Here is a 19,073-nt window from a genome sequence, read left to right as displayed (position 1 = left end):
CGAGGTCAGCCGGTGAAGGACACAAGCGGCACGTCGGGTTGGGCGGGAGCGCCGGTCGTGAGGGCGATCAGGCCGAGTACGGCGGCGACGGCGAGGAGTGCCCCCGTCGCGGCAGTGAGGACGACGGCAAGAACGGGGCGTTGGGTACGCATGGTTGCGGACTTTCCCTTCCGTAGGCCCCGAGCGAGTGGGGCGGAACGACAGGCGACACCATTCGCACCGGCCCGGTCCCGTGCCCGCACAGTTTTGCCCTGGCGTTGACAATTCGTCAAGGGGGGACCTACGGTTCCGCGCTCAGGGGATATACACGGGACCTGCCGCACTCTCGGCAGCCGTTGGGGACCTTTCGTCGCACCACCGCCTTCACCACCGCACGGTCTGTGCCGACCCCAATCCCTTACGGAGCGTAATCATGTCCGTCTCCACCGGTCAGATTCTTGACCCGCCCGCCGGTGAATTCCCCGAACCCGCCCCGGCGCCCCGCCGCCTGTCCCGCACCGGTCTGGTACTGACCGCCGTCGCAGCCTTCCTCCTGGTGCTGGCGCCGCTCCTGCACTGGTACGCGCTGCCGAACCTGCGCAAGACGCCGATCGACACCAACACCACCACCGTCTTCACCGGCAGCGGCACCGTCTTCGACACCAAGGCCGTCGCCGTCAGCCCGGTCCAGGACCTCACCCTCACCCGGCGGGTGGTGGGCAACGTCGCGCAGAGCAGCGAGGCCCGCGCGGTGATGGACATTTCAACCCAGATCGACACCGCTGCCACGCTTGAGCTCCGTGACCCGCGGAAGTCCGTCCAGTGGACGGTGGAACGCTGGGTGACCGACCGCCGCACCAACCTGCCGCTGCACTCGCACGGCGAGACCCCGGCCTTCTCCGGCGAGGCGTACCTGAAGTTCCCGTTCGGCCTGGCCAAGCGCCCGTACGCCTACTGGGACTCCACGCTGGGCAGCACCGTCACCCTCGACTTCCAGGGCACTACGACCGTGAACGGCCGGACCGGCTACCGCTACGGCGCCGTGCTCGGCGCGACCAAGGTCGGGACCCAGCAGGTCCCCGGCAAGCTGCTCGGACTGGCTGACCGCAGCCAGGTCGTCGCCGACCGGTACTACGCGAACGGCGGCTTCAGCGTGGTCGTGGACCCGGTCACCGGCACCGTGATGGACGCCCGTACGCAGCCGCTGGTGACCCTGCGGACCTCTGAAGACGGCCCTGACCTGCTGGCCCTGCTGCGGGCGGACCTCACCATGACGGCGGAGAGCCGGGACGGCCAGGTGCGGACCGCGGAGGCCGCCGCCCGCAAGCTCGGCCTGGTGGGCACCACCGCCCCGGTCGCCGCCAGCACCGCGGGCCTCGCCTGCCTGCTGGCGGCGGGCGTGCTGCTGCGCCGCCGCGCCTCGCGGTGACACCCGTCGCTCGCCGAAGTGACAGAGGAAACATCTATTCCGCGTGAACCCGACCGGAATTTATCAATTTGGTGAGTAGTACCAGGCGGTAGCAACAGCCCAGACTGGCGGCGCGCGCCATCCGCGCGCCGCCAGCCGCATCCCCCGGTCCCTCCCGTGCGACTGCCCCACCGGTCACCCCCGGTCCTCTGATCCTTACCCGTCCCTGCCCTCACTGCCTCACTGCCTTGAGCACCGCCCCTCCCAGGAGCTCCCATGGCACATCAGATATCCCCGCATCCGCCTCCGGCCGTCACGGCCGTCAGGCCGTCGCCGGAGGTCCCCCACCGGATCACCGTCCTGGCCTGGCGCGACCTGGCCAACCCCGCCGCCGGCGGTTCGGAGCTGCTCGTCGACCGGCTGGCCTCCGGACTGGCCGATCGCGGGCACGAGGTCACCCTGCTCTGTGGGGGCCCGGAACCGTCCGTCGACCGCAGCTACCGCGTGGTCTCCTCCGGCGGCACCTATGACCACTTCTTGCGCACCCCAGGCGCGTTCGGTCGCAGCGTCGGTGAGACCGACCTGCTGGTCGAGGTCTGCAACGGCGTCCCGTACCTGGCGCCGCTGTGGCACAGGGGACCGGTGATGTGCCTGGTCAACCACGTTCACACCGATCTCTGGGACCAGCGCCTGCCCGGCCCGGTCGCCCGGGTCGGCAGGATGCTGGAGCACCGTGCACTGACCCGTACCCACTCCCGTAGCCTGATGGTCGCGGTATCCCCTTCCACGGCCGAGGCGATGGCGCGCATGGGCGTACCGCCCGACCGCATCCACCTCGTTCCCAACGGGGTCGAGGCGCCCGCGCCATTGCTCCCCGAATCCGACGAACCGTTGTTCGCCGCCGTCGGCAGGCTGGTGGAGTACAAGCGCATCGACCTGCTGCTGCGCTTGTGGGAGCGGGTCCGCCCGATCACCGGCGGCAAGCTGGTCATCATCGGCGACGGCCCGGAGCGGACCCGCCTAGAGGCACAGGCCGGGCCCGACGTGGTCTTCGCCGGGCGGGTCGACGAAGCCGAGAAGCACCGGATGCTCTGCCGGAGCTGGCTGCTGCTGCACCCCTCCTCGCTGGAGGGCTGGGGCCTGGTGGTCACCGAGGCCGCCGTCCGCGGCACGCCCACGGTGGGATTCGAGATCCCCGGCTTGCGGGACTCCGTCGTCCACGGCAGCACCGGCCTGCTCGCCCAGGGGGAGAGCGGGTTCGCCGCGGCCTGGTGCGCTCTGGCCCTGTCCGCCGACCGCCGCGCCGCGATGGGTGCGGCGGCCCGCCTCCACGCGGAGCAGTTCTCCTGGGAGCACAGCGTCGACCGCTTCCAGGCCGCTGCGGCCAAGGCCGTGGCCCTGCATTCCTCCGGGCGGGCCAGGTCCGGTCGCACCATGGCCGAGCCCCCGGCCCCGACCACGGCGGAGCGCTCGTGAAAGACCCCTCTCTGCGCCGCTCCCTCGCGCTGTTTCGCGCCTTTCGCAGCGAGCAGAGCGACCCGGAGAGGTTCTACACACTGCTGGCCGAGGACGCCGCCGACCAGGTCGAGCGGTACGCGCCCCTGGCCGGGGCGGTGGTGGCCGACGTCGGCGGCGCCGCCGGCCACTTCACCGAGGCGTTCCGGGCCCGCGGCGCGCACGCCTTCCTCTTCGAACCGGACCTCGCCGAGCTCCACTCGCGCGGCGGACGCACACCCGACCACGCGGTCGTCGCGGACGGTTACTGGCTACCGCTCACCGACGGCGCCGCCGATGTCTGCTTCTCCTCCAACGTGCTGGAGCACGTGCCGGACCCGGAGACATTCATCAGCGAAATGGTGCGGGTCACCCGCCCCGGCGGCCTGGTGTACGTCTCCTACACCAACTGGCTCTCCCCCTGGGGCGGCCACGAGACCTCGCCCTGGCACCTGCTCGGCGCCGACCGGGCCAGGCGCCGCTACCAGCGGCGCACCGGGCACAGCCCCAAACACACCCTCGGCGAAAACCTCCACCGGGTGCACATCGGCCCGGTGCTTCGTCACGTGCGCGCGCGCGGCGACGTCGAGGTCCTCTCCGCACGATCGCGCTACTGGCCGTTCCTGGCCGAGACCCTCGTCCGTATTCCAGGCCTGCGCGAGATCGCGTCCTGGAATCTTCTCCTGGTGATGCGGAGAACCTCCGAATGAGCGCCACCACGCTGCAGCTCCCCGACGCGCCGCCCTCGAGGCCGCGCCCCGAGCCGCGTACCGGCCGCCGCTGGCTCGCCGCCTTCTGGCTGCTGATCCTGTCCGCCTTCCTGGCCGCCGCGCCCGGGAGGATCGCCTTCGACACCAAACTCGCCGTCGCGCTCGACCCGGTGGGCTTCCTCGGCACACTCGGAACGCTCTGGCAGAGCGAGGGCAGCTTCGGCGCCCTGTCCAACCAGTACGTCGGCTACGCCTTCCCGATGCTGCCGTACTACCTGATCACCGACCTGCTCCAGCTGCCGATCTGGCTGGCGGAGCGGCTGTGGCTGTCGCTCGTGGTGACCGCCGCCTTCTGGGGCGCGCTGCGGCTCGCCGAACGCCTCGGGTACGGCACCCGGGCGAGCCGGCTGCTCGGCGCGGCCTGCTATGCGCTGTGGCCGGTGTTCACCATCGTGGTCGGCTCCACCTCCGCCGCCGCGCTCCCCGGCGCGGTCCTGCCCTGGGTCCTGCTGCCGCTCACCCGGTTCGTCTCGGCACGCGCCGCCGCACTCCGCTCCGCACTGGTGATCCCGCTGATGGGCGGCGTCAACGCGACCTCGGTCGCGGCCTCACTGCTCCCGGTCGGGCTCTACCTGCTCAGCCGGCCCGGCGGCAGCCGCAAATGGCGCCTGATCGCCTGGTGGGTGCCCGGCGTGCTCCTCGTCACCGCCTGGTGGTCCGTACCGCTGCTCCTGCTCAACTCCTACGGCGCCGACTTCCTGCGCTACATCGAGCAGGCGTCCACCACCACCGCCACCATGTCCGCCACCGAGCTGCTGCGCGGGGCCGGGAACTGGGTGGCCTACCTGCACTTCGGCTCGGCCTGGCTGCCCGCCGGCTGGGACGTGGCGGCGAACATCCTGGTCATCGCCTGCTCCGCGCTCGCCGCAGCCCTCGGCCTGGCCGGGCTCGCCCGCCGTGACCTGCCCGAGCGGCGCTGGCTGCTGCTGGTCGTCGGCACAGTGGCGCTGATCACCCTCGCCGGGTACGGCGGCTCCCTCGGGGCGCCCTTCCACGGCGCGGTGCAGCAGCTGCTCGACGGCGCGCTGGCGCCGCTGCGCAACATCTACAAGTTCCAGACCGGCCTCGCACTGGCGCTGGCCCTGGGCCTGGCGCACCTGTGCGGGCGGCCACTGCGCCGCACGGCCGCGCGGCCCCGGCTGGTCCCGGCACTGGTCGCACTGGCGGTACTGCCCGGCCTCGCGCTGCCCTACCTGAACGGAAACATCCTCCAGCCGGGCTCCTTCAAGGCGCTGCCCTCCCACTGGAAGCAGACCGCGGCCTACCTGTCCGCCGAAGCGCCCGACAGCCGGGCCCTGGTGGTTCCCGCCGACGCGCACGGCCTCTACACCTGGGGCTCGACCATCGACGAGCCGCTCGACGTGCTGGCGGACTCCCCGTGGGCCCAGTACAACTTCGTGCCCTTCGGCCAGGCCGGCGAGCGCCGCTACCTGGAGGCGATCCAGGAGGCGCTGGCGACCGGCACCAAGGTGCCGGGGCTCGGCGCCTTCCTCGAGCGGTCCGGCGTGCACCACCTAGTGGTGCGCAACGACCTCGACCCCACGCAGGCCGGCTACATCCCGCCCCAGACGGTACGCGCCACCCTGCTGGCCTCGGGCTACGAGCCGGTGACCGGCTTCGGCTCCCCGATGACCTCCGGGCAGCTCACGCCCGACACCCCCGTCCAGGTCCAGGGCCTGAGCCGGCAGCATGCCGCAGTGGAGATCTTCGCCCCCACCGGTGGTGAAGCCGCACCCGGCCGGGTTACCACCCGCCCGGTCGCCGACACCACGGTGGTCAGTGGCGGCCCCGAGTCGCTGCTCCCGCTCTCCGCGAGCGGTACGGTGACCGACCGCCCCGTGATCCTCTCCGGCGACCCCCTGCCGGCCGGCACGGACGCCGCACTACGGGCCACCGCCGACGGGCAGCGCCGGAGCGACACGCTCTTCGGCCTGGTCGACGGCAACAGCTCGTACACCTACACGGCCACCGAGACCAACCCGAAGGACGCCGGCCAGGACCCGGGCGGCCCACCGCGGCAGATCCTGCCCTCGGGCCGGGCCGGTTCCGCCGCCGAGCAGACCACCTCGGTGATCGAGGGCGCCAAGTCGGTCACCGCCTCCTCCTACGGTTCCTGGCTGTTCGCCCTGCCGCAGTACGACCCGGTCGGGGCCTTCGACGGGAATACCGGCACGGCGTGGACCGAGGGCAGCAGCGCGGACCCGGTGGGCCAGTGGCTGCGGATCGACCTCAACGGGTCGGTGGACCTCCCCGCCACCCTCAAGGTCACCCCGCTCGCTGGGGGTTCGCTGCGGCCCACCATCACCAAAGTGCGGATCAACACGGACCGGGGCTCGCAGGTGAGCGTGCTGCAGCCGCAGGCCGTGGCGCAGAACGTCAACGCTCCGGCGGGACCCGCCGCCTGGGTGAAGATCACCATCGAGGGCGCCGTCGCCTCCTCCACCGGCGTGGGCGGGGCCGGGTTCTCGGAGATATCGATCCCCGGGGTCAAGGCCACCCGTGTGCTGTCGCTCCCGGCCGCCACGGCCGACTCCTACTCGCTGCACCGCACCCTCGACCTCGGCGGCTCCCAGTCGGGCACCGTCGAGACCGGGCTCAACCGTCAACTCACAACTGATGCTGCCGACTTCAAGGTGACCGGCAGCGCCGTCGCCCTGCCCGGTCCCGCCCTGGACGCCCTGCTGGACCAGGTCGCCCCCGGCCGGGCCACCGGAAAGATCGGTATCGAGGCCGACTCCACCAGCTCCGGCAGCCCCCGCAACCTGCTCGACGGGGACTTCACCACCGCCTGGATCGCGGGCGGCAAGTCCTCCGTCCGGCTCGCCTGGCAGGGCAGCCGCAGCATCGACCACCTGGTGCTCGGTGCCGCGGGCGGTCTCTCCTCCCGGCCGACCCAGGTGCAGCTCAGCACCCCGACCGACGCCGTCAGCGCGGCGGTGGATGCCAACGGCCTGGTCCGGTTCGCGCCGCTGACGACCGACCAGCTGACGATCACCGTCACCGCGACCGCCCCTGTCGTCGTCCACAACCCGCTCGCCGGGCAGAATCTCCAGCTGCCGGCGGGCCTGAGCGAGGTGCACATCCCGGCCCTGGCCGATCTGGTGACCCGTCAAGATGCCCAGGACACCCAGGACACGAAGGACACCGCCTTCACCCTGCCGTGCGGCAAGGGCCCGGTCCTCACCGTCGACGGAACCGCCCATCAGACCTCCGTGTCCGGCACGGTCACGGCCCTACAGAAGCGGCATCCCGTCACCGTGACCCTGTGCCCGGCCACCGGGTCCACCCTGCCGCTCGGCCAGGGCAAGCACCGGGTGTCCGCCTCCGACGACGGCGCACTGGCCGTCACCGACCTCACCCTCTCTGCCCGGGACGCCGGCCCGGCTGCCGATCCCGGCTCGCGCCGGACGGTGAAGGTCGTGTCCTGGTCCGGGGACGAGCGCAGCATGAAGATCGGTGGGGGCGAGGCCTCCTACCTGCAGGTGCACGAGAACGCCAACCCCGGCTGGCGCGCAACCCTGAACGGCAAGCCGCTGCAGTCCGTCCGACTCGACGGCTGGCAGCAGGGCTACGTGGTCCCGGCGGGCACGGGGGGAACCGTACTGCTCTCCTACGCCCCCGCCACCACGTACGACCTCGGGCTCGTCCTCGGCGGCCTCGCCCTCCTGGTGTTCGCCGGGCTGGTCGCGGTGCCGGCGCTGCGGCGCCGGGCCGGCCGGCCGCACGACCAGCCCGGCCCGCAGGACTGGGACGCATCCGACGCGCCCCGATGGCTGCTGGGCGTGGTCTTCCCGCTGCTGGTCCTCGGCGTAGTCGGCGGTCCGCTCGCACTGCTGGCGATGCCGCTGGTCCTGATCGCGTTCCGGTGGCCGAGCCTGATGCCGTACGTCGCCGGGGCGGCGATGATCGGCGCCGGCCTGCTGGCGGCCCTCATGCCCCCGAGCGGGGCGTTCAGCCCGGCCGCCGAGGTGCTCGCGCTGCTGGCACTCGCCGCCACGCTGGTCACGGCGGACCGCCAGGCCACGGGGTCCCGGCACCGGGCCGAGGCCCCGTGACCCGCCCGTCCCTCGCCGCCCCTGCCGCCCGGACCCCGTCCGGGCGGCAGGGGCGCGTTCCCTTCCCGGCGATGGACGAGTACTCACGCCACCTGCTCCAGGAGCACCTGGACGCGGACACCGTCCACCTGGAGGCCCACCTCCCCGGCACCGTTGACGTCGAGCGGCTCCGGGCGGCCTTCACCCGTGTCCTGGCCGCCCACCCGACGCTGCAGGTACGGCAGGCCGACTCCCGCTGGTGGCACCGCCGTTACCACTGGGAGCCGGCGCCGATCGGCCCCACCGCCGTGGCGGCCACCGCCGACCTCGGCCTCACCCGCCACCGTGCCCTCACCGAACCGCCCCCGCTGGCGGCCGGCCCCCCATTGCGGCTGGAGACCGCACCCGCACCCAGCGGCGGCACCGCCCTGCTGCTGACGGCAGCGCACACCCTCGCTGACGCCGGCACCTGCCTGCGACTGCTCTGCGACGTCGCCGATCACTATTCCGGCGCCCCGGCAGGGCACCACTCCGGCGGCCGGGCCGGGCAGCGCTCCAGCGGTGCGGCCGATACCCCGGCCACGGTCACCGCCCGGGGCGGCCGCCCGGCCCGCATCGCGCCTGCCGCGAGTCCCTCTCCCGGCACCGGTGTCCACCTCAGCGTGCTCCGACTCGCCCGAACCGGCGCCAAGCCGCCCCAGCCCACCGTCAACGACCTGCTCCTGACGGCGGTCCAGCTGACCCTGGCCGAATGGAACCACCGGCACGGCCACCCCACCGGCCCGATCCACCTGTCGATGCCCATCGACGACCGCCCACACGGCCCGCTCGCCCCCGGCGCCCCCATGGGCAACCACAACCACCTGGCCACCATCCGCGCCGAGGCACCCGCGCCCGACGCCGGTGCGGCCACGCTGCCGGGGCGCATCAGCGCGCAGACCCGCGCAGCCAAGGCCGCCCCCGTCACCGGTGGCGGCCTTGTCGCCGGACTGGTCAGCACCCCCTGGCTGCCCATCGGGGCCAAGGCCCCGCTGACCAGGGCACTGCGTCGCATCGCCGCACCCTGGACATCCACCGCCCTGGTCAGCAACCTCGGCAGGGTGACCCACCCGCTCGACTTCGGCCCCGCCGGGCCGGCCGACGCCCTGTGGTTCTCGGCACCCGTCCGGATGCCCCGCGGACTCTCCGTCAGCGCCCTCACCCTCGGCGGCCGCCTCCACCTCGCCGTCCGCCACTGCCACCAGCTGCTTGCCGAACCCGCCGCTGCCGAGCTCGCCCGGCGCTGCGCCGAGATCCTGGACGCACTGGCGAAGGACGGAGGACGCCGTTGATCCTCGGAGTCGCGGTCGCACTGCTCGCCAACGTCCTTTACACCGCGGGCTTCGTCCTCGAGAAGCGCGCGCTGGCCGCCCTCCCCGCGTTGGACCCCCGCCGCCCGCTGCACCTGCTCCGGACGCTGGCCTCCAGCCCCGGCTGGCTGTTGGGCTTCACCGTGCTGGGCCTGGGCTTCGCCGCCCAGCTGAAGGTCTACCAACTGCTGCCGATCGCCGCCGCCCAGGGGGTGTTCCTCTCCGGAACGGTGCTCCTGATCGCCCTCTCCGCCGCCGCACTGGGCGAACGCCCGGGCCACCGTGAACTCCTCGCCACTGGCGTCATCCTGCTCGCCCTGCTCGCCGTCATCGGCTCACTCGGCGACGGCAATGCCGACGGCAACCGGGTGGGAGCGGCGGCACCCGTCCTGCCCCTGCTCGCCGTCTGCCTCCCTTGCCTTGTCTTCGGACTCCTGCTGTTCGTCACCTCACTGCGCCGAGCCGGCCGCCGGCACCGCCGCCGCAGCTCCGGCGTGCCGTACGGGGTCGCCCTCGGGCTGCTGTACGGGGTGAGCTCACTCGCCATCAAGGGCACGTCGGCCACACTCGCCGACCGGTCGGTGGCGGCAGCCCTGCCCGAGCTCCTGCGCGGACCCCACCCTTGGCTACTCATCGCCACCGGAGCAGCCGGCCTCGCCCTGTCCCAGACCGCGCTCCAACGCTGCCGCGCATCCGTGATCGTCCCGGTCACCACCACCGTGTCCAGCATCTTCACCGTCATCGCGGGCACAGTGGTGTTCGACGAACACCTCCCCACCGAACCACTCCGGCTGGCGCTGCGCCTCGGCGGCACCGCACTCGCCGTCGTCGTCCTGCTTACCCTCCCGCGCCACGACGAACCGTCACACGCACCGACCCACCAAGGAGAACCCCACCATGCAACACCCCGCTGAGCCCGACCCTCGCCTCCTCCCCCTCCTCGCCTGCCCGGTGGACAAGGGACCGCTCGTCCACGTCCCCGAAGAGGAACTCCTCTACAACCCCCGCCTACGGCGTGGCTACCCGATCCACGACAACCTCCCCTACCTGCGCCCGCTCGACGCCCTCACCCTCGACGACGTCCGGCACCAAGAGCTCCTCTCCAGAATCGAGGCGCGCGGGACTGTAAAACGTTCGGTGTAACTCCCGATCATGGAAGATGCATCGATGACCAGCAACAACGTGACCGAGACCGTCGAGCCGTGTGAGGCGGTGGCGTCGAGGTCCATGGATGACCGGCTGATCGGCGAGCTCGTGGGTCGGGCTCAGGCCGAGGGCCTGCAGCTGACCGGTGAGGGCGGGCTGCTCCAGCAGCTGACGAAGCGGCTGCTGGAGTCCGCTCTCGAGGGCGAGATCACCGACCACCTCGGCTATGACAAGCACGATCCCGCCGGGAAGAACGGCGGCAACTCACGCAACGGCACCCGGGCCGAGACCGTGCTGACCGAGGTCGGCCCGGACGGAGCCGAGTCACCACTTTCAGCTCTATCGACGGCTGGACCACCTGGGGTTCGTCTGCAGCGGCTGCGAGTTCCGAAGGCTGTTCGGCCAGACGTGAGCGATGGCTGTTCACCGTCTTCTCGACCGCCTGACCGAGATTGGCCCACAGGTGATAGCGATCAGCGACCTGCTCGGCCTGCGGTGCTCCGATGCGTGCGCCTTCCGCGTATCCGCTGGAACGGTCCCGGCAGATCACCTTCACCTCGGGGTGGTCGCGGAGCCAGCCGGCCAGGCCCTCGCCCTCTCGCCCGTCGTAGAGATGCAGTGGACGATGGGTGGACATGTCGATCAGCACCGTGCCGTAGTGACGGCCCTTGCGGAAGGCGAAGTCGTCGACGCCGAGTACCTCCACCTGGCCGACTTCTGGCTCGGGCAGGGCTCTGACCAGTCGCAACAGCGTGTCCCTGCCCACGGTGATGCCGACCGCGGAGGCCATGCGGGCTCCTGCCCGGCCAGCCAGGGCCAGCCCGATCCGCGTCAGCACCGCACGCAACAGCGGAGTCTGCCGACTGTGCGGGGTCGTCAATCCCACGATCTGTTCAGCGAATGTCACCGCCGGGCAGGCAGGGTTCTCGCAGCGGAACCGGCGTATGCATAACTCGATCACGACACCGAGCCCACCCACGGCGACGTCACGCAGTTGGCGTACATACCGGCCGTGCACCCGTGCCGAGCTCCAGCCGCACCGGCACACCGCGGTCGCCGCCCGCGCCCGCGTCTTCAGCACCACCTTGTCCGGCCGCCGCTCAACCTCCTCGACCAGCAGCGCGGACAGGTACGGAAACAGCTCCAAGAGCACATCATGAGAGCACGTGATGCATGATCGCGAACAGCTGGCACAACCCGCACAACCGTCCGGATCACAAGATCGTCGACAGAACCCGGACCTTCACGTGGATCGCGTCGATTAAGATCACCGGATAGACGGGCCGGTTCTGCCTTCGGCAATGCCCTCGAGGACCTTGTCGGTGATCGTGGAGATCGTCTGGCGCGACACCTCGGCGCCATAGACCTCGGCCAGGTGAGCCTGGACCTCGCCGGTCGTCAGACCCTTCGCGGCAAGCGAGATGACCATCTCGTCCACGCCGGAAGGACGCTTCTGCCGCTTCTTGACGATCTTCGGCTCGAAGGAACCCTCGCGGTCGCGGGGCACGGCTATCTCCACCGGGCCGACCTCGGTCAGCACGGTCTCGGCCCGGGTGCCGTTGCGTGAGTTACCGACGTTCTTCCCGGCGGGATCGTGCTTGTCATAGCCGAGGTGGTCGGTGATCTCGCCCTCGAGAGCGGACTCCAGCAGCCGCTTCGTCAGCTGCTGGAGCAGCCCGCCCTCACCGGTCAGCTGCAGGCCCTCGGCCTGAGCCCGACCCACGAGCTCGCCGATCAGCCGGTCATCCATGGACCTCGACGCCACCGCCTCACACGGCTCGACGGTCTCGGTCTCGGTCACGTTGTTGCTGGTCATCGATGCATCTTCCATGATCGGGAGTTACACCGAACGTTTTACAGTCCCCCAGGGACCGGTCAGGTCTGGGAGAATGCCGCGTTGTTCGCGGGGTATAGGCGTGAAACGCTGATGGAGCGCACGGGTGTTGGAGGTGGCTGTGATGTCCGGTCTGAAGGTTCTGGAGTGCTTTCCCGCTGGTGGCCCGCGGGGAAGTTGGCCGGCTGAGGAGTTCGCGGCTCAGCATCGTGCGCGGGGTGTGGTGGCGAGCGTGGTGATGGACCTGGAACGGGACGCGTTCCTCGTCGTGGTACCGGAAGCCGAGGGTTCCCCCGCCGGGGTGTGATCTCCCGGCCCGGCCGGCCCCGCTACACAGGGCTTTCCCCTGGATCCGCGAGCCGCAGCGACCTCCGGGGGTTCGCCTGCGCTCGCGTATCCCCACCCCCGGCCTGCGACCATTGAGGGATGAGTAGGCAAGCGTGGGACGCGTTGACCAAGGCTGAGGAAACCTTCATGGTCAATTCCTATGAGATCGACATCCTGCCCGGTGTCTGGGGAGATCCCGACGAAAGCGACCAGTCCCGACCGGTGGACGAACTCGCCAGGATCCTGCTTACCCTCATCGACCGCGGGTGGATCGAGGTCCGCCGGCTCGCACCTTGGACCTCCCCCTCCGGACACAGCGGCTTCCAGCCAGGCGAGCTCGTGCCGCGGGATCGACTTGCGTCGATTCTCGAAGATCCGGCCGTCTGGGAATACCCCGAAGGCGGAGACTGGATCGGCGCCTTGACTCTGGTCGAGACCGAAGCGGGAAAGTCGATCACTCGTCTACTTACCGGCGAGACGGCCGAGTAGGCCCCTGCGCGATACCCCAGCATCATCAGGGGAGCAGCTGGGGCGCCATACGGAAACCGCGGTTGCGCCGTCAGTGGATGACGCTGAAACTCCGCCAAGGCAGGCTGTTCGGAGCCGTCACGTTCGACAGTGTCGTCGCCGTGTAGATCCCCTGGCCTCCCGCGACTTCCCGGCAGTCCGCGGTCCGGTAGAGCACGACGTCCACCCGCGTGTTGTTGACCACGTGTGTCGCCCCGCCCGGAACCCCGATCTGGTGGCATCCCTTCACCAGCGTGTTCGAGTACGACACCTCGACCCGCTCGTCCTCACCACGAAAACTCAGCATGCCGACCGTGCTCCGCCCCAAACCCGAGCACCCCGCCACGAGCGACACTGTCACCACGATCCCCGACACCACACCCACACACCGACGTAGCACCGTCACAGTGACCCCATCCATCCAGAAGGCATCGAGACCGACAACACACACCGGATCCTCCCCCACCCCTCACCGCCCGGCACCCCGGGCACCGCCAAGCGGATGAAGGTCCACGCCACACGCCACACGGCACGTGGGAACCCGCATCGTGACCGGTGTGCCAGCCTCGCGGACCAAGGCCAGGCCCCCGCAGATCGAAGGGGGTCGGTCCTGGTCGGCGGGATCGTGTGTCGACCCCGAAGGTCGCGCACGTTCCCGGACGCGCCCCGGCCTGCGCGCGGGGAACACAACGGCGGCGCCGTACGTGCGCCCCACGGACCGCCCTGTGCGGCCGAGCCGTGGCCCCGGCCCCTGGCACTCGCGGCAGCACAGGGCGGCGGAAGAGACGACGGGGTGAGCAGACGGCAGTACGTCGCCAGGGGTGTGCCCGGCGGGTATCGGATATGGGACATCGGGAGGGGTGCAGGTGGTGGGGGGGGGACCACTACGAGCTGTGCCCCGACGATCTCCTCACCGAGCTCATTGAGCTCAACGGCGGAGCCGGCCGAGAGCGGCTCACGGCCCGCTGAAGCGGTACCGGGCCCGGAAGCGGTGAGCCAGTGAGCCGGTCATCCGGTCAGCCCGTTTGGCGCCATCAGGCCCTCTCGGTCCAGCCCGGCGTACGCAGCACGGCATTCCGGGCGCGGGCTGCGCCGCGACCGGTTCGGCTGGATCGGGCCGGAGCCCGGCCGGTTCAGCCGGTGTACTTCCGCCACAGTTTGACGGTCGTCTTCGGGTTGCTCGCGGAGTTGGACTTGTGCGGCGCCAGGCAGCGGTACTGCTGGCCGAGGTGGACGACGCGGTCGTTCTCCGCGTACTGCCGGTTGACTTTCCAGTCCGAGAATCCTGCGGCCATGTGGAGACACCTTTCGCCGGGTCGGCTCGCTGCCGTCCCCCTCAAATCTTCGCATCATCTGAGCGGCCCCCCGGCCAAGGCCTGCCGCCCCGGCCCGACCCCGCCCGACCCCGCCCCGCCCCGAGCCCGAGCCCGAGCCCGTGCCTACGGCGGCCGTCAGGTCGCGGTGGGTGCCTTCCCTGCCTCGGCCGGGGCGGGAGGGCCAGGAGGAGCGGGGCGGCGGCGGGAGACCGCGACTCCGGCCAGGCAGATCGCGCCGCCGAGCAGGGTCAGCCAGCCGGGGACCTCGTCCAGGGCGATCCAGGCGATGAGGACGACGACGGCGGGCACGGCGTAGGTGGTGGCGCCCATCTTCCCGGCAGTGGTCCGCGAGAGGGCGTAGGTCCAGGTGGTGAAGGCCAGGGCGGTGGGGAAGAGGCCCAGGTAGACCATGTTGAGCGTGGCCGACAGCGGGGCCTCGGGCAGCTGGGCCAGGAGCTGGCCGGCGAAGGGCAGGGTGATCACGGTGCCGACGAAGCAGCCGTAGGTGGTCACCTGGACCGGGCTCGCGTACCTCAGCGCCGGCTTCTGGGAGACGACGCCGGCGCCGTACGTGAGGGCCGCCACCAGGCAGAGCAGGACGCCGACGACGGAGGATGCGCCACCCTGCGAGGTCGACAGGCCCACGACGACCGCGCCGACGAAGGAGACGGCCATCCCCATGAGCAGCATGCGCGGGAAGCCCTCCTTGAGGAGCCAGCCGCCGAGCAGGGCGATCACGATCGGGCCGATGTTCACGATCATGGCGGCGGTGCCGGCGTCGACCTCCTGCTCGCCCCAGTTCAGCGCCACCATGTAGAGGCCGAACCAGAGGACCCCGGAGGCGAGGATGCCGGGCCACGCCTGCCGCGGCGGGAAGGGCACCCGCTTGACGGCAAGGACGAGCGCGAGGGCGAGCGAGGCCGTCAACAGGCGTCCCAGGGCGAGGGCGCCCGGGTCGTAGTGGGCCGCGGCGGCACGGATGGAGACGAACGCGGAAGCCCACAGCACGACGGTGATGCCGGCTGCGAGCAGAGCGCGGTGATCGGTTCTGGGGTCGCCAGCCGTTTGATCCATGCGGGTCAACGTACCCACACCACCGACAGGTTGCCCACACCATTCAGACGGCGGTGGGCGCAGAGCCCACTCCGCCCTCGGAACCCGCCGGCCTGCGACGACGACGACGGCGCCGCCCCCGCCGCACGGCCCGTCGGCTACCGGGGCCCCGTGCGCCCGGCCTGAGCGGAGGCGGAGGAGAACCCGGAAACGGAGACGGGGCTCGCGGCCGAGGCGCCGAAGGAGGCCAGGTCCTCGCGGACGGCCCGGACCACCGCGTCCTGGCGCTCGGCGAGGTAGAAGTGCCCGCCGGGGAATCCGCGGAACGTGAACGCCCCCGCCGCCAGCTCCCGCCACGCCATCGCCTCGGGCACGGTCACCCGCGGGTCCTGTTCGCCGCACAGCACGCTCACCGGAACACGCAGTGCCGGCCCCGGTGCGCAGCGGTACTCCTTGACCGCCCGGTAGTCCCCGCGCAGGACCGGCAGGATCAGCTCCTTGAACCCCTCGTGGGCCAGGAGCCGGGGGTCGGTGCCCGCGAGCGAGCCGACGTGCGCGAGGAGGGCGTCGTCGTCCTGCGGATGGTCGTCCTCGGCACGCTGCAGGAGCGGGGAGCGCCTCCCGGAGACGATCAGTCCGCGCAAGGGTCCGAGGGCGGCACCGGCATCCGTACCGGACCCCAAGCCCGAACCCGAGCCCGAACCCAAGCCCGAGCCCGGACCCGACTCGGCCTCCAGCCGGCGGGCCAGCTCGAATGCCACCAGCGCGCCCATGCTGTGCCCGAACAGCACCAGCGGGCCGTCCAGCCAGGGCCGGAGGGCCTGGTGCACCCCGTCCACCATGGCCCCGATGCTGCCCGGAACCGGCTCGGCGAACCGGTCCTGGCGGCCGGGGTACTGGACCGTCAGCACCTCGGCGTACGCGGACAGCGCCTGCGAGAAGGCGAAGTAGTACGAGGCGTTGCCGCCCGCGTGCGGCAGCAGCACCAGCCGGGGCGCGGGCCCCGGCGGTGCGGGGTGGAACCGGCGGAGCCACGGGTCGGGCCCCGGGCCCGGGCGCCCGGCGCCCTCGGCGGCGGTGTGCACGGTGGTCATGTCCGCTCCTCGAACTCGTCCGTCAGCAGCCGCTTCTTCTGCGGCTTGCCCATGGCGTTGCGCGGCACGGCGGTGATGAACCGGACCTCGCGCGGCCGCTTGTGTACCGACAGATGCGCCGCGACGAAGTCGGTGAGCTCGGCGCCCGTGACCCCTTCGGCTACGACGAAGGCCACGATCCGCTGACCCAGGTCGGGGTCCGGGGCGCCGACCACGGCCGCCTCGCTCACCCGGGGGTGGTCCAGCAGGGCGTTCTCCACCTCGCCCGCTCCGATCCGGTACCCACCGGACTTGATCATGTCGACGGAGGCCCGGCCCACGATCCGGTGGACGCCGTCCGCCTCGTCGACGGCAGCGATGTCACCCGTACGGAACCAGCCGTCGTCGGTGTAGGCGGCGGCGGTCGCTTCGGGGCGGCCCAGGTAGCCCGAGAACAGGGTGGGGCCCGTCAGCTGGAGCTCCCCGATCTCCGCTCCCGGCTCGGCCGCGATACGGGTCCGGATGCCGGGGAGCGGGGTGCCGACCGTGCCCGGCCGTACCTCGCCCCCGGCGCGGCCGCTGACGGTGATCAACGTCTCGGTCATCCCGTACCGCTCGACCGGCCGGTGCCCGGTCAGGGCCTCCAGGCTGCGGAACACGGGGGCGGGGAGGGCCGCGCTGCCCGAGACCAGCAGGCGAGCTCCGGTCAGGGCGGCCGCCGCACGCGGGTCGTCGGCGATGCGCGACCACACGGTGGGCACCCCGAAGTACAGGCTGCCGCCCGCCTGCGCGTACGCGTCGGGGGTGGGACGGCCCGTGTGCACGAGGCGACTGCCGGTGCGCAGGGCGCCGAGCACGCCCAGGACCAGCCCGTGGACGTGGAACAGCGGAAGACCGTGCACGAGGGTGTCCCCGGCGCTCCACTGCCAGGCGTCGGCCAGTGCGTCGAGGTCCGCGGCGATCGCCGCGCCGCTCAGCACCACGCCCTTGGGCGGGCCGGTCGTCCCCGAGGTGTACAGGATCAGCGCGGGCTCCCCGGACACGGGTACGGACGACTTCGCCGGGCCCCCGGCGCGGCGGCCGAAGTCCGCGCCGACCATGACCGCACCCGAGTCCCGGAGGATGTGTTCGCGCTCGGCCGGCCCGGAGTCGGGCGCCAGCGGTACGCAGGGCACCCCCGCCAGCAGGGCGCCCACCACGGCGGCCACGGTCTCCAGCGACGGGGTCGCGCTCACCGCGACGGCCCGGGCCCCCGCGATGTCGGCTGCCACCCCCTGGGCCGCGCCCAGCAGTTCCTCGTACGAGGCCGCGCGGCCCGCGACGGTGACGGCGTCCGCGCGATCCCCGTGGACGCCGGTGAGGGCGGTCAGCATGGCGGCAACTCCCCTGACGAGACAGCGAAAAGTTTGCTGTCACAGCCTACGGGGACGACACGGCCACCCCCGACAGGCACCCTCCCGCCCGTCACACCCGGGCGCGGCGGGCTCAATGGCTCAGTCGGCTCGGTCGGCTCAGCGGGCCCAGTCGGCTCAGTCGGCTCAGCGGGCCCAGTCGGCTCAGCGGGCTCGGTCGGCTCAGTCGGCTCAGCGGGCTCAGTCGGCTCAGCGGGCTCGGTCGGCTCGGTCGGCTCAGCGGGCTCGGTCGGCTCAGTCGGCTCAGCGGGCTCGGTCGGCTCAGTGGCTGACGCGCCAGCCCGGGCGCGTGCCGGCGGTCCACGAGGTGGCCGCCCTGCGACGGGCCGCCGCGGGCGCCCAGCGGGCGGCCTCCCGCTCCGCCGCCGCCTCGTCCCGGGCCTCTTCCATCGCCTCGGCGATCCGCGCGGCCATGGCCGCCGACAGGGCCACCGCGACCGCGGCCACCTCCTCGGGCTCGGGCGAGCCACTGGTGATCCGCCACCGCACCGCGGCCGGGTCGGCCGGGGTGTCGCCCGTGTGCTGTGCGCTGCGCGCCATGTCGCCCTCCGTCCCGCGGTCGCCGTTCTCCCCATTGTGCTCCCGCTCCGTGCCACGGGCATCGCGTGCGGCCTGCCCGGGAGACCCCGCCGGACGGGAGACCCCGCCGAACCCCGCAGCCGCCCCGACCGGGCCCGGCCACGACGGGCGGCCGTGCGACGGTGCGGCCTCTCAGCACTGCCGCTCGGGGCCGTAGTTACCCTGTGGTCATGTCTGAAGCCCCGTCCTCGAACGCACTTCGCCTCGTACCCGTCACCACACAGAACGTCGACGCCGTGCTGGCGGTGCAGGTACGTCCGGATCAGGGGCACTTGGTGTCCCCCGTCATGAAGTCCCTGGCGGAGGCCTATGCGCACGGCGAGGTCGCCTGGCCGCGGGCCGTGGTCGACGGCGGCGTGGTGGTCGGCTTCGTCATGGCCTTCCTCGACATCGGCTGGAATCCGGCCGAAGACCCCGACGACCGGCGCTCGGGCATCTGGCGGCTGAACATCGACGCCGGCCACCAGGGCAAGGGCTACGGCCGCTTCGCCGTCGGCGCCGCCGTCGAGGAGATCCGCCGCCGCGGCGCCGACCGGGCGTACGTCTGCTGGGACACCGGTGTGCACACTCCCGAGCCGTTCTACCTCGGGCTCGGTTTCACGCCCACCGGCGAGCTCAGCGGCGGACAGCGGGTGGGCGTGCTCGCCCTGGACCGGTCCCCCGCGCACTGAGCCCCGCCGGGCCCCGTGCTCGATGCCGGGACGGCGCGTGGATCTTTGTGGCTTCCGCCAGTACGAGGCTCGACCGGTCCCCGTGGAGACTGCCGGAGAAGAGCCGCGGGACGGCCCCGGG

General features: G+C 72.0%; 18 protein-coding genes and 3 pseudogenes. 12 read left to right on the top strand and 9 right to left on the bottom strand.

Annotated elements, in window-relative coordinates; translation table 11 throughout:
* Nucleotides 1-5 precede the first annotated feature (5 nt).
* Nucleotides 6-152 carry a hypothetical protein gene (locus ACFWTC_RS20705; protein ID WP_383924838.1) on the bottom strand — a complete coding sequence of 49 codons (147 nt, stop codon included), beginning with the start codon at nt 150-152 and terminating at the stop codon, nt 6-8.
* A gap of 260 nt (nt 153-412) precedes the next feature.
* Between ACFWTC_RS20705 and ACFWTC_RS20700 the strand changes: the two genes are divergently transcribed.
* The 8 genes and pseudogenes from ACFWTC_RS20700 to ACFWTC_RS20665 all read left to right on the top strand — a co-directional run.
* The gene (locus ACFWTC_RS20700; protein WP_383924841.1) at nt 413-1,408 is read left to right on the top strand and encodes a DUF3068 domain-containing protein; all 996 of its coding nucleotides are present in this window, start codon (nt 413-415) and stop codon (nt 1,406-1,408) included.
* Between the two features lie 255 nt (nt 1,409-1,663).
* A complete protein-coding gene (locus ACFWTC_RS20695) occupies nt 1,664-2,863 on the top strand; it encodes a glycosyltransferase family 4 protein (protein ID WP_383924843.1) in 1,200 nt (399 codons plus the stop codon).
* Nucleotides 2,860-3,591, top strand: a complete 732-nt coding sequence (locus tag ACFWTC_RS20690; RefSeq protein ID WP_383924846.1) for a class I SAM-dependent methyltransferase — start codon at nt 2,860-2,862, stop codon at nt 3,589-3,591. The genes ACFWTC_RS20695 and ACFWTC_RS20690 overlap by 4 nt, the downstream gene beginning before the upstream one ends.
* Complete coding sequence (locus ACFWTC_RS20685; protein ID WP_384074324.1) at nt 3,588-7,706, top strand: alpha-(1->3)-arabinofuranosyltransferase family protein; 4,119 nt, start codon at nt 3,588-3,590, stop codon at nt 7,704-7,706. Before ACFWTC_RS20690 ends, ACFWTC_RS20685 begins: the two co-directional genes overlap by 4 nt.
* Before the next feature lie 71 nt (nt 7,707-7,777).
* Entirely contained in the window at nt 7,778-9,016 is a 1,239-nt protein-coding gene (locus ACFWTC_RS20680; protein ID WP_384074322.1) for a condensation protein, read from the top strand.
* Nucleotides 9,013-9,948, top strand: a complete 936-nt coding sequence (locus ACFWTC_RS20675) for a hypothetical protein (RefSeq protein WP_384074319.1) — start codon at nt 9,013-9,015, stop codon at nt 9,946-9,948. Before ACFWTC_RS20680 ends, ACFWTC_RS20675 begins: the two co-directional genes overlap by 4 nt.
* Nucleotides 9,932-10,177 (top strand): Trm112 family protein, encoded by a 246-nt coding sequence (locus ACFWTC_RS20670; protein ID WP_384074317.1) that lies wholly within the window; start codon nt 9,932-9,934, stop codon nt 10,175-10,177. Before ACFWTC_RS20675 ends, ACFWTC_RS20670 begins: the two co-directional genes overlap by 17 nt.
* Nucleotides 10,178-10,261: 84 nt before the next feature.
* Nucleotides 10,262-10,496: pseudogene (locus tag ACFWTC_RS20665) on the top strand (transposase); the annotation flags it as partial.
* On the opposite strand, the gene ACFWTC_RS20660 reads toward ACFWTC_RS20665, so the two are convergent.
* Both ACFWTC_RS20660 and ACFWTC_RS20655 read right to left on the bottom strand, forming a co-directional pair.
* Entirely contained in the window at nt 10,389-11,261 is an 873-nt protein-coding gene (locus ACFWTC_RS20660) for an ISL3 family transposase (protein WP_384074361.1), read from the bottom strand. The pseudogene ACFWTC_RS20665 and the gene ACFWTC_RS20660 sit on opposite strands and share 108 nt — an antisense overlap.
* A 154-nt stretch (nt 11,262-11,415) precedes the next feature.
* A pseudogene (locus tag ACFWTC_RS20655) lies at nt 11,416-12,011 on the bottom strand (transposase); the annotation flags it as partial.
* Between the two features lie 127 nt (nt 12,012-12,138).
* Between ACFWTC_RS20655 and ACFWTC_RS20650 the strand changes: the two are divergent.
* Complete coding sequence (locus ACFWTC_RS20650; protein ID WP_383924863.1) at nt 12,139-12,321, top strand: hypothetical protein; 183 nt, start codon at nt 12,139-12,141, stop codon at nt 12,319-12,321.
* A gap of 119 nt (nt 12,322-12,440) precedes the next feature.
* Complete coding sequence (locus tag ACFWTC_RS20645; protein ID WP_384074314.1) at nt 12,441-12,830, top strand: hypothetical protein; 390 nt, start codon at nt 12,441-12,443, stop codon at nt 12,828-12,830.
* Nucleotides 12,831-12,900: 70 nt separating this feature from the next.
* Here the strand turns inward: ACFWTC_RS20645 and ACFWTC_RS20640 are convergent, their stop codons facing one another.
* Nucleotides 12,901-13,155 carry a hypothetical protein gene (locus ACFWTC_RS20640; RefSeq protein ID WP_383924869.1) on the bottom strand — a complete coding sequence of 85 codons (255 nt, stop codon included), beginning with the start codon at nt 13,153-13,155 and terminating at the stop codon, nt 12,901-12,903.
* Between the two features lie 486 nt (nt 13,156-13,641).
* On the opposite strand from ACFWTC_RS20640, the pseudogene ACFWTC_RS20635 reads away from it, so the two are divergent.
* A pseudogene (locus ACFWTC_RS20635) lies at nt 13,642-13,843 on the top strand (hypothetical protein).
* Between the two features lie 138 nt (nt 13,844-13,981).
* On the opposite strand, the gene ACFWTC_RS20630 reads toward ACFWTC_RS20635, so the two are convergent.
* The 5 genes from ACFWTC_RS20630 to ACFWTC_RS20610 form a co-directional block, all read right to left on the bottom strand.
* Nucleotides 13,982-14,143: a carbohydrate-binding protein gene (locus ACFWTC_RS20630; RefSeq protein ID WP_383924871.1), complete on the bottom strand. Its 162-nt coding sequence runs from the start codon at nt 14,141-14,143 to the stop codon at nt 13,982-13,984.
* A 156-nt stretch (nt 14,144-14,299) separates the two neighbouring features.
* Nucleotides 14,300-15,238: a DMT family transporter gene (locus ACFWTC_RS20625; protein ID WP_384074311.1), complete on the bottom strand. Its 939-nt coding sequence runs from the start codon at nt 15,236-15,238 to the stop codon at nt 14,300-14,302.
* 137 nt (nt 15,239-15,375) lie between these two features.
* On the bottom strand, nt 15,376-16,311 hold the full coding sequence (locus tag ACFWTC_RS20620; protein WP_383924877.1) for a thioesterase II family protein: 936 nt from the start codon (nt 16,309-16,311) through the stop codon (nt 15,376-15,378).
* Complete coding sequence (locus ACFWTC_RS20615; RefSeq protein WP_384074308.1) at nt 16,308-17,663, bottom strand: acyl-CoA synthetase; 1,356 nt, start codon at nt 17,661-17,663, stop codon at nt 16,308-16,310. Before ACFWTC_RS20615 ends, ACFWTC_RS20620 begins: the two co-directional genes overlap by 4 nt.
* A 300-nt stretch (nt 17,664-17,963) precedes the next feature.
* Entirely contained in the window at nt 17,964-18,242 is a 279-nt protein-coding gene (locus ACFWTC_RS20610; RefSeq protein WP_383924883.1) for a hypothetical protein, read from the bottom strand.
* A 209-nt stretch (nt 18,243-18,451) separates the two neighbouring features.
* Here ACFWTC_RS20610 and ACFWTC_RS20605 point away from each other — a divergent pair, with 209 nt between their 5' ends.
* Nucleotides 18,452-18,952: a GNAT family N-acetyltransferase gene (locus ACFWTC_RS20605; protein WP_383924886.1), complete on the top strand. Its 501-nt coding sequence runs from the start codon at nt 18,452-18,454 to the stop codon at nt 18,950-18,952.
* Nucleotides 18,953-19,073 lie beyond the last annotated feature (121 nt).

The organism is Streptomyces sp. NPDC058619 (assembly GCF_042717785.1).
Lineage (GTDB): Bacteria > Actinomycetota > Actinomycetes > Streptomycetales > Streptomycetaceae > Streptomyces.
Note: the sequence above shows the minus strand (reverse complement) of the source record. Positions and strands in the feature narration are given on the sequence as shown.

Excerpts from the sequence above, each read along its gene's own strand:
- ACFWTC_RS20705 (WP_383924838.1), bottom strand. The coding sequence starts at position 152 with ATGCGTACCCAACGCCCCGTTCTTGCCGTCGTCCTCACTGCCGCGACG.
- ACFWTC_RS20700 (WP_383924841.1), top strand. The coding sequence starts at position 413 with ATGTCCGTCTCCACCGGTCAGATTCTTGACCCGCCCGCCGGTGAATTC.
- ACFWTC_RS20695 (WP_383924843.1), top strand. The coding sequence starts at position 1,664 with ATGGCACATCAGATATCCCCGCATCCGCCTCCGGCCGTCACGGCCGTC.
- ACFWTC_RS20685 (WP_384074324.1), top strand. The coding sequence starts at position 3,588 with ATGAGCGCCACCACGCTGCAGCTCCCCGACGCGCCGCCCTCGAGGCCG.
- ACFWTC_RS20680 (WP_384074322.1), top strand. The coding sequence starts at position 7,778 with ATGGACGAGTACTCACGCCACCTGCTCCAGGAGCACCTGGACGCGGAC.
- ACFWTC_RS20670 (WP_384074317.1), top strand. The coding sequence starts at position 9,932 with ATGCAACACCCCGCTGAGCCCGACCCTCGCCTCCTCCCCCTCCTCGCC.
- ACFWTC_RS20650 (WP_383924863.1), top strand. The coding sequence starts at position 12,139 with ATGTCCGGTCTGAAGGTTCTGGAGTGCTTTCCCGCTGGTGGCCCGCGG.
- ACFWTC_RS20645 (WP_384074314.1), top strand. The coding sequence starts at position 12,441 with ATGAGTAGGCAAGCGTGGGACGCGTTGACCAAGGCTGAGGAAACCTTC.
- ACFWTC_RS20640 (WP_383924869.1), bottom strand. The coding sequence starts at position 13,155 with ATGCTGAGTTTTCGTGGTGAGGACGAGCGGGTCGAGGTGTCGTACTCG.
- ACFWTC_RS20630 (WP_383924871.1), bottom strand. The coding sequence starts at position 14,143 with ATGGCCGCAGGATTCTCGGACTGGAAAGTCAACCGGCAGTACGCGGAG.
- ACFWTC_RS20625 (WP_384074311.1), bottom strand. The coding sequence starts at position 15,238 with ATGGATCAAACGGCTGGCGACCCCAGAACCGATCACCGCGCTCTGCTC.
- ACFWTC_RS20620 (WP_383924877.1), bottom strand. The coding sequence starts at position 16,311 with ATGACCACCGTGCACACCGCCGCCGAGGGCGCCGGGCGCCCGGGCCCG.
- ACFWTC_RS20615 (WP_384074308.1), bottom strand. The coding sequence starts at position 17,663 with ATGCTGACCGCCCTCACCGGCGTCCACGGGGATCGCGCGGACGCCGTC.
- ACFWTC_RS20610 (WP_383924883.1), bottom strand. The coding sequence starts at position 18,242 with ATGGCGCGCAGCGCACAGCACACGGGCGACACCCCGGCCGACCCGGCC.
- ACFWTC_RS20605 (WP_383924886.1), top strand. The coding sequence starts at position 18,452 with ATGTCTGAAGCCCCGTCCTCGAACGCACTTCGCCTCGTACCCGTCACC.